Here is a 15338-nt window from a genome sequence, read left to right as displayed (position 1 = left end):
GGCCGTGATGAGCAGTAACTTACATCAGGCGGGGGTTAAGCTGCTCAAGCAGTTAGGTCGCCATGCTGACATCATTATGGACACCTATTTGGCGGGCTCTCTTAACGAGGATGCGCACGATCCAAGCGTGGTTGAAAAGCTTAAACAGGCAGGGATTTTATGGCGGCCAGAGCCAGATCAGGAACTGCGGCTTAAGCGTTCTGTGCGTGCCTTACTCGAAGAAGGTTTAAGTGATGAGCGCAATCGTCAAATCGACTCTAATGTCGGTTCGGCCTTAGCCACGATTAAAACCTTGGCCGATCATTATAAAGAGGCGCGTCATAGCTCAGATTACAGCGCCGCCGAGGCCTATTTATCAGATTTAAGCGAACATGTTTATAGTTTCGCCGACAGTCTGCGATATTCGATCCGTGTGCTCTGGGGCCGCATTAATAACGAGTTTGGTTACGTAGGTACGATCAACGCTAAGATCCGCGAAAACGAATTAGCCCAAAGCCAAGTGTCTGAATTGCTTAATGGCTTAGAGATGTTCCAGTTTAGTGAGCTAGGCGAAATTGCTGGCGATATCCGTGAACTGCGCAAGCTCTTAGTGACGACTTTGCAGGAAACCATGAGCGACTGCGCCCAGGAACTGAGCGTAGTGCAGGGACGTTTACTCGAACTCTTAGGCCGTTTTAGGCAAATCCGTGGGCGTACCCGTTTGCTCAAGGGCTGGTTGCTCTACACAGACTTGCATCCGGATTATCGGCCTGCGGACCATGTGTCCCACAAGGAAATCCCGAGTCTATTCAATCGCGCCGAAATCTTGCTCGCCCCTGCTTCGGTGGACGTGCACAACGCCAGCCAAGAGCTGGAGTTGATGGGGATAGTCGCGCACATTAAAGCCATCAGCCGTCATCCTGTGATTGCGGCGGTGCGTGAGCATGATGTGTCCGTTTCTATCACCCAAAGTGAAGACTTCGATGTGCCGGATAATCCGCTCAAACAAGCGGTGGATGAGTATTTCGTCGATGTGATTGAGTCTGGCCTGCGTCAATCGGCGCTGGAATATCTGGCGGATAAAGCGCTGCCTTGGGACGCCGAAAGCTGGATTTATCAAGTGATTGGTGGCTACGAAGGTCTGCCCGATGAACACAAAGCGTATTTTGAGCTTGAGCCATTGGGTGAACCGCATCCCATCTATAGCGGCAACTTTATTATTCGCGATGTTGAGTTATGGCTCGCCTAGGCCAGCAACAATTACAACTGTTGGAGAACGCTTTTATTAAGCGTTCTCCCAAGGTTAAGCTCACGGCTAACTGGCGCGCTATTTACCGCGAGTTAGAAGTGGGTGAGTTAGACGAGTCTGAAAAGTATTTGTGTTTTGCGCCCAAAGATTTTGAACTGCTAAGGCAAAGCGTGTTGGCGTTAATGGGGCTTGATTTAAGGCAGCTTGATTTTAATGTCGATCGCATGACTATGTCTGCCAAAAGTCACGATGAAAAGCTCGCTAAGATCCGTCCTGAAGCCGAATACGTTTTGATGAAGTACCTAGGTTTAGAATCTTCACCAACTGGGATTTCAACTCGCACATCACTGCGTATTCCTTTGGATGAAGCACAAAAGCATTGCCATGAACTCAATGTCGCAGCCATCCTAGTGATTGAAAACTTAGATGTATTTGATGTTATCCATCAAGCGCGTTTGCCACAGAATTTAACTCATGTGATGGTTATCTACCGAGGTAGCGGTCATCATTCCCCGATTGGCGTGCGGCATTTTTTGCAAGCGATGGCAGATAAATTACCGATCATTGCCTTTACCGACTTAGATCCCGCAGGGCTACAAATCGCCCATACCTTAATGGGTGTGACCCATTGCCTTGTGCCACAACTTGCGCTGACAGCACCTGCTGAGTTATTGGCAATAGCACAAATTAATTCTACTGATGATTTCGACAAGCAAGCGAAACAGGCTAAATATTTGCAAAATGCCGAGTTAAAGCATTGGCAAAAATTAGCCGTTTGGCTAAATCAACACCGTATTAGTATCAAACAGCAACACCTGCTGGCTCGCGGACTTGAACTAGTGTTAGTGCCATATATTTAGCTGTCATCCCTTTCATCTCTCTGCCTTATAATAATTAACTGGTTTTAAATACTGTTATAAATTTAAATTCAGTTATTAAGTCTGGGTTTTATCTGGCTGTTGTTTCTTATATGTTCAATTTGATGTTATTTGGTGTTTATTTTGTTTATTTATACTGGTTTAAATATATTTTGTTAGCGCTCAAATATTGTGCTTATAAATTTTTTATGGTTTAAAATCAGGTTATTACTATTTTTCTGTGATGGTGTTAACTTAATTCAAGATGAAAAAATGAAATTTATTCATTGAATTAACGGCTAGCATGTTTCACTATCCCCGCCTGAGCCAAAAATGGATTGGCAATTGTGCTCATCATGGAAGATGAATAACAAATAAATGACCTTTCTGGGGAAATCACAAGCATGATGAAATCACTTTCGACGCGGATCTTTATTGGTCTGTTTGCCGGCCTTATTTTCGGCACAATAGTGCAATACTTCTTAAACGATATCGGTTTTTTCTCGGGTAATTTAGTCGAGCTTGCCGGTGGCGTTGGTACTATGTTCGTCAATATGATTATGATGCTGGTGGTGCCACTCGTGTTTGTGAGCATCGTTTGTGGTGTCTGTGAGCTGCAAGATCTCAAAAGTTTTGGCCGCTTGGGCGGTAAGACCTTCGGTTTTTATATCATCAATACTGTCGTCGCAATCGCGACCGCATTATTAGTGGTGCTGCTACTCGAACCCGGTAAAGGTGTAGATATGAGCAGCACGGATGGCGTAGCGATTACAGCAACTGAGCTGCCAAGCCTGATGGCGCTGGTGATCGACATAGTCCCACGTAATCCTGTGACGGCTTTTATGTCAGGTAATATGCTACAAGTGATCTTTATGGCCTTGTTGCTGGGCGGTGTGATTAAGTCCCTTGGGGAGCATGTTGCGGGTGCTGTCCAAGGTTTTCAAACCGCCAATAAAATCATGATGAAATTGATTTCTGTGGTGATGAGTCTTGCGCCCTATGGTGTATTTGCCTTGATGTTTAAACTCGGCGCGACCTTAGATGCAGGTGTGTTTATGAGTGTGGTTGAGTATATGGTGCTGATCCTCGCGCTGCTGCTACTGTGGATTTTTGTGGTTTATCCTATGGCTGTGGGAGTATTTACTCCTATTTCAGCCAAAACCTTCCGCGAGAAGACCCAAGAGCAAGTGCTGTTTTCACTCTCGACCGCAAGCTCAAATGCGACTATTCCCGTGACCATGCGTACTTTAACTGACAAGTTAGGCGTGAACCGTGCCGTTGCTGGTTTTGGTGTACCGCTGGGTGCAACCATGAACATGGGCGGTGTGGCGATTTATATCACTATTGCGATTTTCTTTGTCGCCAATGCTTTTGGCATGCCTATTACCACTGAGCAATTGCCTTCGCTGTTATTTAGTGTCTTCCTATTATCTGTCGGTGCGGGCGGTGTTCCCGGTGGCGGCATGGTGATGATAGGCGTGTTAATCCATCAAATGGGTTTACCGATAGAAGCCTTTGCCATAGTGGCGGCCTTAGATCGGATTATTGATATGGTGCTGACATCCTGTAACGTGGTTGGTGATACTGCGGTGTTGACCATAGTGGATCAAACCGAGAAAGTGCATCAGCTTGAGTCAGCGAAGAGTTAATGTGCCACTAAGTCGTATTCTATAAAAACAAAAGCCACTGAAAACAGTGGCTTTTGTTTTATATTCACTATGCTGGTATTGATGCGTTGCTAGGTTAGCATCAACTATGTTAGCCCATTACTTAGTGCGAGTAATTTTATCCAGATAGCCCATGGCAAAGGCTGATAATACAAAGGTGATGTGTATTAACAGATACCACATGATTTTGTCGTTATCGATATTCTTCACATCCATAAAGATTTTCAGTAGGTGAATAGACGAAATCGCCACAATCGACGCCGCCACTTTGTTTTTCAGTGAGCCAGAATCTAATTTACCCAGCCAACTTAGCTTCTCACTGTCTTCGCCCACATCCAGCTGCGAGACAAAATTCTCGTAGCCAGAAAACATCACCATCACAATCAGGCCGCCCACGAGGGTGATATCAATCAAGGACAGGGTCACCAGCACTAAATCCACTTCAGTCATCTCAAAAATGATCGGCAGAATATGGAAGATCTCTTGGAAGAATTTAATGCCTAAGCCCAATAAAACAAAGCTGAGTCCCAAATAAATTGGCGCCATAATCCAGCGCGATGCATACATTAATTTTTCAAATATTTGTTCCATAATCCATTAAACCCTTTATCTAAAATGCGGTAAAAAAATCGAGTCACTAATGACTAAAACAGTAACATAATGCACTTTATGCGCGCTATTACCCAATCACAATGGCGTGAGTTATATGCTGTTATTGTGTTTTTTTTGTAACCTCTGTGGTTATTTAAACCCTATGTTAGGTGTTAGTAGCGCCACATCGTTTAATTTGCACTGCCTTTGATATGTCTGATCGTCGCTTTTTTCAACCTAATACCAAGCAAATTCAGCCATGGATGATCATTTTTCTCGGCATTTTAGGGCTTTGATGAAGGAAGTGACATTTGTCATCCTAGATTGCTGACAACTCACACTGCCGTGATGGACATTTTACGCAGATACTTAAGTCATCTAAACAAGGAGGCTTAATCATGCAACATAAATCACTGGACCAACAATTAATCGAATACCGTCAACAACGTGCTTTAGCTATGCCTTTATCCGGCATGATTGTGTGGAGCTTATTGTTTGTATTGAGCTTTGTATTACCTCCTTCGCAGTTGGTGATGGCGGTCTTTATCGGCACGGGTTCTATTATCTACCTTGCCATGGGTATTTCGCGGCTGACGGGCGAGAATATCTCGTTTAAGAAAAGCGCTGAGCGTAATTGGTTTGAGACTGTGTTTCTCGCTGCGATGGGGATGAGTTTTTTAACCTTTAGTATCAGTATTCCCTTTTTTATGGAAAATTATCTGGCTTTGCCTTTCGCCCTTGCGGTGCAAACAGGTTTAATGTGGTTAGTCCACGGTGTTTTAGCTGCGCAAAAGGTGGCCATAGTGCATGCGATAGTGCGCACCTTAGCCTGTGTGGCAGCTTTCATGCTCTGGCCCGAGCTGAGCTTTCAAATTCAGCCTCTAATCGTGGTGTTTTGTTATGGTTTTTCAATTCCTGTGATGCAGCGCCGTTGGAAGATTCAGCAAAATCTGTGTGCTAGCAATTAGTGGGTTATCTTTGGGATATTGTGTAGATTTTGGCTTTGCGGCCTAATGGCCGAGGTGAATCAAAGTCGTGGGGCTTCACACCTGACGCTTAATCAAGAGTCTAACAAGGTGATCTCGCTCTAGATCGATTTGTATGTCTGCCAGCGCACAGAGCTCAAACTGGTGTTATTGCATTATGGTTATTACCCTGCACTTTTTGCAGTGTGAAGGAGCTTATAATGCAAACCATGAAACTTACGTTCGTTACCGCTGGTGTTGTACTCGTTGGTAGTTTGCTGCTTAACGGTTGTGATAGTGGCAATGTGAATACTCAAACAGGTACACCAGACTTAACTGTAACAACCGAGGATGGTACTGGTGATGATATTAAAATTGCCACAGCAGTTAATACTGCGTTGATCGCTGATCAGCAGCTACAAAATTTAGATATTCAGATAGAAACCCGCAAGGGCGATGTCACCATTTCCGGCAATGTAAATAGCCAAGCTCAGAAAGATCAAGCTGAACGGGTGACGGCAGCAACCTCTGGTGTGCACTCGGTAAATAATCGGTTGGAAGTAAAATAGCAATGTCAGTAAAGCTGCCTGTTTGATGTATTCAATTGACAGACGACAAACAGGAGCGGCAGCTCTTATCTGGCTTTAATTCACCGCTTATGCCACAAAATACCAATCCCCGCCAACCATGCTGCGGGGCGTTGGCCTTCTTGATTTATAAAATATGTGAGTCCAGCTATGGTCACTCACACTGGCCTTGCGGCTGCTGTGGCAAATTTGTGCTTTGGAGTTTGTACCTGTCGTGATTTTCTTTGCGCCACATTTCGCACTTGCTATGTAGCTTTGGCTTTGTGGTCTTACGACCGAGGTGAATTAAAGTCGTGGGGCTTCACCCCACACCCGACCAAAAGGGGAAAAACGCCTGTTCCCCTTTTGGAAATCCCCCGGCGTCCCTAGCGAAGTTACATGCATTGGTTAGTGGCTTCGTGCTTATTCAAAAATAGCTAACGCTTCCGATGGGGCATCCCTTCCCCACGAAAGCTACGCAGACGTCCTGTCTGCGTCACGCTATTTTCTTCAACGCCCTTCAGCAACTTCGCAGGGGAGGGTGAACTTCTATGATTAAGGTGTTATTTGCTAGTTTTTTTAAGCAAAAGGATTTTTGGTGCTCGCTTTAGCATCGTTGTTAAACTTAAGATGACTATATATTCTTGATGCCTGTGGGATTCTTCTTCAACACTTTTGTATCATTCCAAGTTATTCAGTACAAAGAGTGGATAAAGTGTGTAGAATACTGTTTTTATGTACAGTCTGGAGACTGTTGTGACTGAAGATGAATTGGTTGAAGATCTAATTATTGGGCATGAGGATGCTGTTAGTTTTTTGAAGAAACTCCCAAGTGCAAGTATTGATCTTATGATCACTGACCCTCCATATGAGTCATTAGAGAAACACCGAAAAATAGGTACAACTACAAGACTCAAAAATAGTTTATCTTCTAGTAATGAATGGTTTGAGATATTTCCAAACTCCCGATTTGAAGAGTTATTTGAGGAAGTTTACCGTGTTTTAAAAATGAATAGTCATTTCTACATGCTGTGTGACCAAGAAACAATGTTCATAGCAAAGCCGATTGCTGAATCGTATGGGTTTAAGTTTTGGAAACCCATAGTATGGGATAAAATGAAGATTGGAATGGGTTACCATTATCGAGCGAGATATGAATTCATACTATTTTTTGAAAAAGGAAAGCGAAAGTTAAGTAACTTAGCTACTCCAGATGTTTTGGCTGTTCCTAGGGTTTATCGAGGGTACCCAACAGAAAAACCTGTTGATCTGATGAATATACTGATAGCTCAGAGTTCATCCGAAGGACAAGTTATCTGTGACCCATTTATGGGCTCTGGTTCTGTTGCCATTTCTGCTATTAAGCTTTCAAGACGATTCTGGGGCAATGACTTATCCGACAATGCTGTGAAGCACACGTTAGAACGTCTTAAATTACTTGAATAAATTGCACTTTTATAGTAAAAACAATTTCATATATCTAAGGACGGAAAATATGAATCAAGCAGTCTCTGAATGGCCAACTTTTTATCCCCCTAATACGCCTCCCGCAGATGCAGTCATCACTTTTGGCACGGCGTTTCGTTTAGTTACTAATGATCCTCCTTTAAGAGAGGATTTTTGCTCCACATATGAAGAGTCGCCTAAAAGACACTTTCCTGATACTCAAAGCTACCGTCTAGCTTGTGGTACTTCTCATTTTGCAGAGCTTAAAGACATCCAGAAAAAAAGAAATTTGTTTCCCAAGCTCAGAAGTAAAAAAATTGCTGAAGGGCAGCTTCACAGCTCTTTGGGGGTTATGCTACCAACATTTGAACCAAGTCACTTTACCGTTTGGTATAGGTACACCTCAAATCCTCAAGGTGTATTTAAAGTGTTGGAGTCAGCATGATTGATGTACTTCCTAAAAGTTCTTATTTTGGTACATTAGAAATTGTAACCGTCTACGAGTATTACGATGGACCACGATTATTTAGTGCAGTTAATAAAGTTGGTAGCTATTATATTGCTTTTTGGATAGATTCTAATGATTTATCTGATGAATGGCTATATGCACCAATCTCTCATGAGAGATTACGCAATCTAGAGGCAGGGTGTATCAAGTTACGAGATATATTTACGTATCCTGATGACTTACTATTTAGAGTAACTACATATTTTGAGAATTCATTTCATTCTTCATTGCAGGTGCTACCTCTTACTGATTTAACAGATGACATTCTTCCTCCAAGTGATTTCTACATTGATGTTGCTGCTGAACACTCGAAAACTATTTGTTCAATTAGCCAAGAAAGTTTCTTAGTTTCAGAACTTTATATAAAACGAGCTAGTGGTCGAGATAATCCGAATATTAGAACTGTTGGTAAAGTTTCTGATGCATTTGGTGGACTTTACAAAGCAGTCCTTAGTAGCTTGTCATTTAAAGATAAAGCATTAACTCCCATTGATGCTAGACCTGGTTCATTTATCTTAAGGCTTAAAGCTCCTCATATAAAGGAATGTCTTCCACGTGTTATTGAAGTCTTTCAAGCTCTTGATAGCGATGACCCTTATTCTAAATTAATTGAAATGTGTGTAGATACGGGCACTGTTGAGGAGTTTTTAGAAGAGGTGATCGATGGTGATGTAATAATTAAATTCGGATTAGAAGATAACTATGAAGCCGAACTTAATATTTCCCAAGATAAAGCAATAAAAGCTCTTGCTTTAATAAAAGATAGCTCGTCATCATATGTCTCTAGCTTATATGTACCACAAGCAAATGATTTGACAAAAGTTTTTAAAGTGGTTTGCTTGAAAGCTAATGGCGAATTCATCACTCCTGAAAAATTAGGGCTTACTACTGATAGGCAAGTTATCTATTACATGCATGCAGCTAGAATGCTTGGTCTACTTTCAAATAATAACTCAATAAATTCAGCCGGATTTCAATTTTCGGCTTTAAACGAGTCAGAGAAGATGCTTACTGCATCCGTTTATTTTGAGAGCAGTAGATGTGGGTGGGCTTGGCTAAAATGGTCAGGGAAAACAAAGTTGGAGCAACTCGATCCTCATACAGCGGCTGATTTTCTGATAGACATGTGTCCATCATTAAGTGAAAGTACTGCAGTGAGGAGGGCTAAGACGCTTGCTAAATGGCAACAAGACATGGTAGCAGTTAGACGAACATAATAAAGTTTTACTTATTGAAAAGTATATTATCTACAGGCGGATTTAATATGAAATTAAGCAGTAAAGCTAAGTTGGTTTTGAGTTTGTTTAACGACAATATAGGTGGAAATTTGTCTCGGGAAGACATAATTAATGCCACTAACTGGGGCGAGGCAACTGTCGACACTTATATAAATAAAAAGTGGGTTAATTTAGTATTAGAGCCTCTAGGTAATGACAATTATAAGGTTATTTTGACTTCAATTATGGCTGAAGATGAGTTTTATGATTTACAGACACAAGTACATCAATTAGTCAGAACTCAGTAAATCGTTTAACTTACTTCTAAACTTCCTGTTGTTGTTAAAATTAGTTCTTGAGTAAAAGAAATATAAAGATTGGGCAGGCTTAACTCTCTTAGGATTCACTGCCAACACCGAGGCTACAGAAGTTCACTATCCCCTCGGAGTTGCCGCAGGGCGAATAGACAAATTGCGTGAGTCTCGGCATGGATGCCGAGCTAGCTTTCGCAGGTGCAGGGACGCATCCTTCGGAAGCGATAGCAAATTTGGTAATGAGCACAAGGGGCTTTCAACTCCGTTGGGGACGTCATGGAGCATCCAAGGAGGATAGGACGAGCAGTCCTCCTTGGTCGGGTGTGGGTTGAAGACCCACGACTTTGATTCACCTCGGCCGTTAGGCCGCATAAACTCCAAATGTGAAACCAATCGCTAAAACTTTACAGATCCCTGATTTCGCAATCACAACTCAAAATGTCGCATTCAGCGACAACAAAAAAGCCACTATAATCAGTGGCTTTTATATTATAAATCAGCAGCTAAGCGATTCGGCTTACTCTATATTTGGTTCTTCACTGTAATCAATACCATGATAGCTCAGGCAAGCGTCAACTTCGTTGCTGCTACCTAAAATCACGGCAACACGTTGGTGAATTTGTGTTGGTTGAATATCCAAAATGGTTTCATAACCGGTAGAAGCCTTACCGCCAGCTTGTTCGACTAAGAAAGCCATTGGATTGGCTTCGTACATCAAGCGCAGTTTGTACGGTTTTTTAGGATCTTTATTGTCGGTTGGGTAAGTGAAAATACCGCCACGGGATAGCACGCGGTGCACATCACCGACCATGGCCGCAATCCAGCGCATGTTGAATGATTTTTCGCGTGGGCCAATTTTACCGAGCAGTAAATCGGCAATATAGGTTTGCATTGACGCTTCCCAAAAACGTTGGTTCGACATGTTAATGGCAAATTCGGCGGTGTCTGCGCTAATACTCATGGCGGCGTTAGTCAGTAAAAACTCATTGGTTTCGGGGTGTAAAGTAAAGAGTTGCACACCTTGGCCTGTGGTTAATGCCAGCATGGTCGATGGACCATAAAGTACATAACCTGCAGCTAATTGCGCTCGGCCAGATTGTAAAAAGCTAGTTTCAGTCAGCTCGCCAGCAGGGGCTGGCAGGACGGAGAAAATGGTGCCGACTAACGAGTTGATATCGATATTAGATGAGCCATCGAGCGGATCGAAACACACCAGATATTGACCATTTTGGCTGACTTCAACCACATGATCTTCTTCTTCCGACGCTAAACCGCGCACTGTACCGTCAGCTTTTAATGCATCTTTGAGCATGTCGTTGGTGATGATATCCAGTTTTTTCTGGGTTTCACCTTGGACGTTTTCTTGCTCAGTCGCGCCTAACACGCCTGCAAGCGCACCGTGGCGAACGGCATGGCTAATGGCTTTTGAGGTGTCGGCTAAGGTTAAAATTAGGTGGGAGAGGGAGTCGTTCACTGCCTGTGAGGTCAGGTGCTGGGCCAGAGTCTGCATGTTATGTCCTTTAGAGGTTCAACAATGAGGTCAATTTCGTTATTTGCCGCGAATGATAACTCAGTTAGTCGACAATTTCAGCGATGTTGCTGATGCTTTTAGCGAATATTAAGGCTTTTAGGGATTATTTGGATTGGGCTTGGCGCAAGGGCCTAATTTGTATCGGCATATTGCATGCTATTTCTATTTATAGGCGGCCTCTGGCACAATGTCGGCTTGTTTTTAATCGCTGACATCTTAGGCGATTATGTTTCCAAGGAATAATAATGATTAAAAATAGGTTAACTTGGTTCCCTGCGTGCTCACTTAAGGTGCGCGCCGTTCCCCTACTGATAGCGAGCCAAATGGCCATGATTTCGACAGCTATGTTTTCAATTACCCCAGCTTATGCAATGGAAGGCGGCAAACTGCCACTGACGATTGAGCGAATGAATGCCTCGCCCGCATTAGCTGGCACTAGTCCTCGAGGTTTGAAATTGTCACCCGATGGTCAGCGTGTCACTTATCTTGCGGGCCGTAAAGACAATCAAAATTTTTATGATCTCTGGCAGATGGATGTAAAGACGGGCAAATCTAGCCTATTGCTCAATGCCGAGAAGTTGGCAAGCAATGAATTATCCGATGAAGAAAAGGCCCGCCGCGAACGCCAACGTATTTATGGTGAAGGCATTATGGAGTACTTCTGGGCCGATGATAGCCAAGCGCTATTAATTCCGGCTGCTGGTAATCTGTATTATTTCTCATTAGTGGATAACAGTGTCAGCCAACTTCCCATTGGCGAAGGGTTTGCCACAGATGCGCGCTTATCGCCCAAGGGACATTTTGTGTCTTTCGTGCGGGATCAAAATCTGTATGTGTTAGATCTGGCGACCAAAAAACTCCAAGCTATGACAACCGATGGCGGCGGGGCGATTAAAAATGCCATGGCCGAGTTTGTCGCTCAGGAGGAAATGGATCGCATGACAGGTTATTGGTGGGCGCCGGATGAATCGGCTATCGCCTTTACCCGTATTGATGAGTCCGGTGTCGAGCAAGTAACCCGTAACGAAATCTATGCTGACGGTATTAAACTTACTGAGCAGCGCTATCCCTATGCCGGCAAAAACAATGTCGACATTGCCCTCGGTGTGGTCACGTTAAAAGATAAGGCTATCAATTGGGTGAAGCTGCGCGAAGATCATAGCGAAGAGAATAGTGCAGACAAGAGCAAAGATATTTACCTGCCGCGGGTCGATTGGTTGCCCGATAGCAAACATTTATCGTTCCAGTGGCAGAGCCGCGATCAACATAAGCTAGATTTGCAACTGGTGGCGTTAGATTCACTGACTAAGCCAAAAACCTTAGTGAAAGAACGCAGTAACGCTTGGGTGAACCTCAATAACGATCTGCACTTTTTAAAACAACAATCGGCTTTTATTTGGGCATCTGAGCGTGACGGCTTTAATCATCTGTATCTTTTTGACTTAAAAGGCAAACTTAAAACCCAATTGACTCAGGGCGAGTGGGCTGTCGATGCGTTGGAATACATAGATGAAACCGCTGGTTGGGTATATTTCACTGGCCGCAAAGATACGCCAATCGAGAAACAACTTTATCGCGTGCCTTTAGCGGGTGGCAAGGTTGAGCGGGTAAGCAAGCAAGCGGGCATGCACGATCCTGTGTTTGCCGACAATCAAAGTGTGTATCTGGATTATTTCAATAGCTTATCTCAGCCACCGCAGATCAGTTTACACGGTGACAAGGGCCAGCAACTGGCTTGGGTTGAGCAAAATGAAGTCAAGCAAGGCCATCCTTTATATGACTATGCGGGTCTGTGGCAAATCCCTGAATTTGGTAAACTAAAAGCCGAAGATGGCCAAGTGTTACAAACCCGTTTATTCAAACCTGTTCCCTTCGATGCGAGCAAGAAATACCCTGTCGTAGTGCGGGTTTACGGTGGGCCGCACGCACAGTTAGTGACTAACAGCTGGAGCGAGCAGGACTACTTTACCCAGTATCTGGTTCAACAAGGCTATGTGGTGTTCCAGTTGGATAACCGCGGCAGCGCCCACAGGGGCACAAAGTTTGAGCAAGTGATTTACCGTCATTTGGGTGAAGCTGAAGTCAAGGATCAAAAAGTGGGAGTGGACTATTTACGGAGTCTGCCATTTGTCGATGCCGATAATGTAGCAATTTACGGCCACAGCTACGGTGGTTACATGGCCTTGATGAGTCTATTTAAGGCGCCAGATTACTTTAAAGCCGCGATTTCGGGCGCACCTGTAACCGACTGGCGCTTGTATGACACCCATTATACTGAGCGTTACTTAGCCCATCCTGAGGGGAATGAAAAAGGTTATGAAGCCAGCAGTGTGTTCCCTTATGTGAAAAACTATCAAGCGGGTTTGTTGATGTATCACGGCATGGCCGATGATAACGTCTTGTTTGAAAACAGCACTCGGGTTTATAAGGCGTTGCAGGATGAGGGCAAACTGTTCCAGATGATCGATTATCCTGGATCTAAACATTCGATGCGTGGCGAGAAAGTGCGTAATCACTTATATCGCTCACTGGCCGATTTCCTCGATAGGCAGTTGAAAAACGCCAAATAGCAGGCATAAAAAAAACCAGATCCTAGGATCTGGTTTTTTGTGAATCGATTCTTATCAAACCAATTAATGCGGATGTCGCTTAGCGGGCGATTAGCCTTCTAAGTTACCGCAAAAACGATAGCCTTCACCGTGAATAGTCGCGATGATTTCTGGCGTATCTGGCAAGCTTTCGAAATGCTTACGGATACGACGGATAGTCACGTCTACAGTACGATCGTGTGGCTTAAGTTCACGGCCAGTCATTTTCATCAGTAGATCGGCACGAGTCAAAATTTTGCCTGGATTTTCAACAAAGTGCAGCATAGCGCGGAACTCGCTACGTGGCAGTTTGTAAGATTCACCCTGTGGGCTCACTAATGAACGGCTGTTGATCTCTAAGCTCCAATCATTGAAGCGGTAGTATTCTACTGAGCTCTTTTCTTCGACTTCAGCGCCAGCGCTGTTGACACGAGTCAGAAGGTTACGAGCACGAATCGTTAATTCACGTGGGTTGAACGGCTTGGTAATATAATCGTCCGCGCCAATTTCAAGTCCAAGAATTTTGTCGACTTCGTTGTCACGACCTGTCAGGAAGATAAGACCGATGTTGTTGATTTCACGTAGTTCACGTGCCAACAATAGACCATTCTTACCTGGCAAGTTAATGTCCATAACGACCAAGTTAATTTTGTTTTCCTGCATAGCCTTATGCATTTCTGCGCCATCATTGGCCTCAGTTACCACATACCCTTCTGCCTCGAAAATACTTCTCAGCGTGTTACGGGTAACGGCTTCATCTTCAACGATCAGAATGTGCGGATTTTGCATATTATTTACCTAAATTTTAATCAGTTTATACTAACCAATAAGAGCAACTTACTTCGGGCTCTTATATTCATAAAAGCGTTGATACTTCCTTGAACTGCTTTGTGCTCAAAAGGAAAATCTTTACGGTGACATCTATATCTGGATGTAGATTAAGTGCACGTTTAAGTGTAATACGAGAAAACGTAATCAGTACCAACTTCGATAAGCAATAGTTAGAATAAGTTCCTTAACTATTGTTTTTTTTAAATGTTTAAAAGACAAATCAAATGTAGAACAGATTTTAAACAGATGCCCGGTCAGTTCACGTTACTTTAAGCGATATATGTAACAAACTGTATTGAACGATAAGCATCTTGCTCAATCTGTTTCAACTCACCAGTACGTACATTGTACTCGTTTTAGTCATTTGTTAACAAATGAAATGTTAACAAATTTTAGGTGAGCAGGGGTTTTTACCATGATATTTACTTTAGCTATTGATTAGTATAACTAATGTATTTCTTATTCCTGTGAGCCAGTTCACGCCTCTTTGGATTTTACAATCACTCTGCTACACTAGCTTGGGTTCATTTTTCGACTAGACTACCAATGGACAATACGACTCAAAATTTGTGGCAATGTTACCAAGCGCCGTTGTTTTTGCTGACTCAAGCATTATCCTGTGATTTTTCCTTTGCTGTTATTACCGCTCATAATCCCGCTTCAAAGCTTCTCTCTCCTAGCCAAAACCGTTTACTCGATCGCCAACTTCTCCGTGAAATTGAATTACTCGGTAGCCCTTATCGTGCTTTAGTGGGCGCAGCACCGGATTTATCCCACATGGAAAAAAGTTGGGCCGTGTTTATCGATAGAACGATGGCATTGCAATTGGGTAAGAAATTTAATCAATATGCGATTTATGTTGTCGAACAAGGGGATGTGAGCTTAGTGCCTTGCATCTTGGATGGACATGATGAAGTGTGTTTAGGCAAATTTAGAGATTATGTGCAGCTGGTATACGAGCTACCCGATTTGAACATTTAGTTGTTTTCAAAAGATTTTATTTAAATTGTTCATTTGTTATGAAATTAG

Annotated in this window: 14 protein-coding genes; 11 read left to right on the top strand and 3 right to left on the bottom strand. The window is 43.2% G+C overall.

Translation table 11 applies throughout. The features are described 5' to 3' along the window. Nucleotides 1–7: 7 nt before the first annotated feature. The 3 genes from GWI56_RS01475 to GWI56_RS01465 all read left to right on the top strand — a co-directional run bounded on the left by GWI56_RS01475 (nucleotide 8) and on the right by GWI56_RS01465 (nucleotide 3734). A complete protein-coding gene (locus tag GWI56_RS01475) occupies nucleotides 8–1228 on the top strand; it encodes a hypothetical protein (protein ID WP_011790750.1) in 1221 nt (406 codons plus the stop codon). Next, nucleotides 1216–2088, top strand: coding sequence for a Wadjet anti-phage system protein JetD domain-containing protein (locus GWI56_RS01470; RefSeq protein WP_173496285.1), 873 nt, complete (start codon nucleotides 1216–1218; stop codon nucleotides 2086–2088). The genes GWI56_RS01475 and GWI56_RS01470 overlap by 13 nt, the downstream gene beginning before the upstream one ends. Nucleotides 2089–2489: 401 nt before the next feature. Further along, a complete protein-coding gene (locus GWI56_RS01465; protein WP_173496286.1) occupies nucleotides 2490–3734 on the top strand; it encodes a dicarboxylate/amino acid:cation symporter in 1245 nt (414 codons plus the stop codon). 117 nt (nucleotides 3735–3851) lie between these two features. Here the strand turns inward: GWI56_RS01465 and GWI56_RS01460 are convergent, their stop codons facing one another. Then, nucleotides 3852–4343: a TIGR00645 family protein gene (locus GWI56_RS01460; protein ID WP_105250244.1), complete on the bottom strand. Its 492-nt coding sequence runs from the start codon at nucleotides 4341–4343 to the stop codon at nucleotides 3852–3854. A 398-nt stretch (nucleotides 4344–4741) separates the two neighbouring features. Between GWI56_RS01460 and GWI56_RS01455 the strand changes: the two genes are divergently transcribed. From GWI56_RS01455 to GWI56_RS01430, 6 genes are all read left to right on the top strand, one after another. Continuing rightward, nucleotides 4742–5311, top strand: coding sequence for a hypothetical protein (locus tag GWI56_RS01455; RefSeq protein WP_131525496.1), 570 nt, complete (start codon nucleotides 4742–4744; stop codon nucleotides 5309–5311). A gap of 218 nt (nucleotides 5312–5529) precedes the next feature. After that, complete coding sequence (locus GWI56_RS01450; RefSeq protein ID WP_105250242.1) at nucleotides 5530–5877, top strand: BON domain-containing protein; 348 nt, start codon at nucleotides 5530–5532, stop codon at nucleotides 5875–5877. 753 nt (nucleotides 5878–6630) lie between these two features. Beyond that, complete coding sequence (locus GWI56_RS01445; protein WP_347339113.1) at nucleotides 6631–7320, top strand: site-specific DNA-methyltransferase; 690 nt, start codon at nucleotides 6631–6633, stop codon at nucleotides 7318–7320. Nucleotides 7321–7369: 49 nt separating this feature from the next. Beyond that, the gene (locus GWI56_RS01440) at nucleotides 7370–7765 is read left to right on the top strand and encodes a hypothetical protein (protein ID WP_198571937.1); all 396 of its coding nucleotides are present in this window, start codon (nucleotides 7370–7372) and stop codon (nucleotides 7763–7765) included. Further along, nucleotides 7762–9045, top strand: a complete 1284-nt coding sequence (locus GWI56_RS21655) for a DUF6575 domain-containing protein (protein ID WP_242068328.1) — start codon at nucleotides 7762–7764, stop codon at nucleotides 9043–9045. The genes GWI56_RS01440 and GWI56_RS21655 overlap by 4 nt, the downstream gene beginning before the upstream one ends. A gap of 47 nt (nucleotides 9046–9092) precedes the next feature. Beyond that, nucleotides 9093–9353 carry a hypothetical protein gene (locus GWI56_RS01430; protein ID WP_198571936.1) on the top strand — a complete coding sequence of 87 codons (261 nt, stop codon included), beginning with the start codon at nucleotides 9093–9095 and terminating at the stop codon, nucleotides 9351–9353. A 523-nt stretch (nucleotides 9354–9876) separates the two neighbouring features. Here GWI56_RS01430 and GWI56_RS01425 read toward each other — a convergent pair. After that, nucleotides 9877–10869, bottom strand: a complete 993-nt coding sequence (locus GWI56_RS01425; protein ID WP_198571935.1) for a class 1 fructose-bisphosphatase — start codon at nucleotides 10867–10869, stop codon at nucleotides 9877–9879. Nucleotides 10870–11135: 266 nt separating this feature from the next. On the opposite strand from GWI56_RS01425, the gene GWI56_RS01420 reads away from it, so the two are divergent. Beyond that, on the top strand, nucleotides 11136–13460 hold the full coding sequence (locus tag GWI56_RS01420; RefSeq protein ID WP_198571934.1) for a S9 family peptidase: 2325 nt from the start codon (nucleotides 11136–11138) through the stop codon (nucleotides 13458–13460). Between the two features lie 90 nt (nucleotides 13461–13550). Here GWI56_RS01420 and arcA read toward each other — a convergent pair whose 3' ends face one another. Further along, a complete protein-coding gene (gene arcA / locus GWI56_RS01415) occupies nucleotides 13551–14267 on the bottom strand; it encodes a two-component system response regulator ArcA (protein ID WP_006080127.1) in 717 nt (238 codons plus the stop codon). Between the two features lie 588 nt (nucleotides 14268–14855). Between arcA and GWI56_RS01410 the strand changes: the two genes are divergently transcribed. Further along, nucleotides 14856–15290, top strand: a complete 435-nt coding sequence (locus GWI56_RS01410; RefSeq protein ID WP_131525181.1) for a DUF3293 domain-containing protein — start codon at nucleotides 14856–14858, stop codon at nucleotides 15288–15290. Nucleotides 15291–15338: the final 48 nt, after the last annotated feature.

This window comes from Shewanella sp. DW31 (genome assembly GCF_015767295.1).
GTDB classification, from domain to species: Bacteria; Pseudomonadota; Gammaproteobacteria; order Enterobacterales; family Shewanellaceae; genus Shewanella; species Shewanella oncorhynchi.
This window is presented reverse-complemented; position numbering and strand designations above follow the sequence as displayed.

Bases quoted from the DNA above. Each gene is read 5' to 3' on its own strand.
- GWI56_RS01475 (WP_011790750.1), top strand. From the start codon at position 8: ATGAGCAGTAACTTACATCAGGCGGGGGTTAAGCTGCTCAAGCAGTTA.
- GWI56_RS01470 (WP_173496285.1), top strand. From the start codon at position 1,216: ATGGCTCGCCTAGGCCAGCAACAATTACAACTGTTGGAGAACGCTTTT.
- GWI56_RS01465 (WP_173496286.1), top strand. From the start codon at position 2,490: ATGATGAAATCACTTTCGACGCGGATCTTTATTGGTCTGTTTGCCGGC.
- GWI56_RS01460 (WP_105250244.1), bottom strand. From the start codon at position 4,343: ATGGAACAAATATTTGAAAAATTAATGTATGCATCGCGCTGGATTATG.
- GWI56_RS01455 (WP_131525496.1), top strand. From the start codon at position 4,742: ATGCAACATAAATCACTGGACCAACAATTAATCGAATACCGTCAACAA.
- GWI56_RS01450 (WP_105250242.1), top strand. From the start codon at position 5,530: ATGCAAACCATGAAACTTACGTTCGTTACCGCTGGTGTTGTACTCGTT.
- GWI56_RS01440 (WP_198571937.1), top strand. From the start codon at position 7,370: ATGAATCAAGCAGTCTCTGAATGGCCAACTTTTTATCCCCCTAATACG.
- GWI56_RS21655 (WP_242068328.1), top strand. From the start codon at position 7,762: ATGATTGATGTACTTCCTAAAAGTTCTTATTTTGGTACATTAGAAATT.
- GWI56_RS01430 (WP_198571936.1), top strand. From the start codon at position 9,093: ATGAAATTAAGCAGTAAAGCTAAGTTGGTTTTGAGTTTGTTTAACGAC.
- GWI56_RS01425 (WP_198571935.1), bottom strand. From the start codon at position 10,869: ATGCAGACTCTGGCCCAGCACCTGACCTCACAGGCAGTGAACGACTCC.
- GWI56_RS01420 (WP_198571934.1), top strand. From the start codon at position 11,136: ATGATTAAAAATAGGTTAACTTGGTTCCCTGCGTGCTCACTTAAGGTG.
- arcA (WP_006080127.1), bottom strand. From the start codon at position 14,267: ATGCAAAATCCGCACATTCTGATCGTTGAAGATGAAGCCGTTACCCGT.
- GWI56_RS01410 (WP_131525181.1), top strand. From the start codon at position 14,856: ATGGACAATACGACTCAAAATTTGTGGCAATGTTACCAAGCGCCGTTG.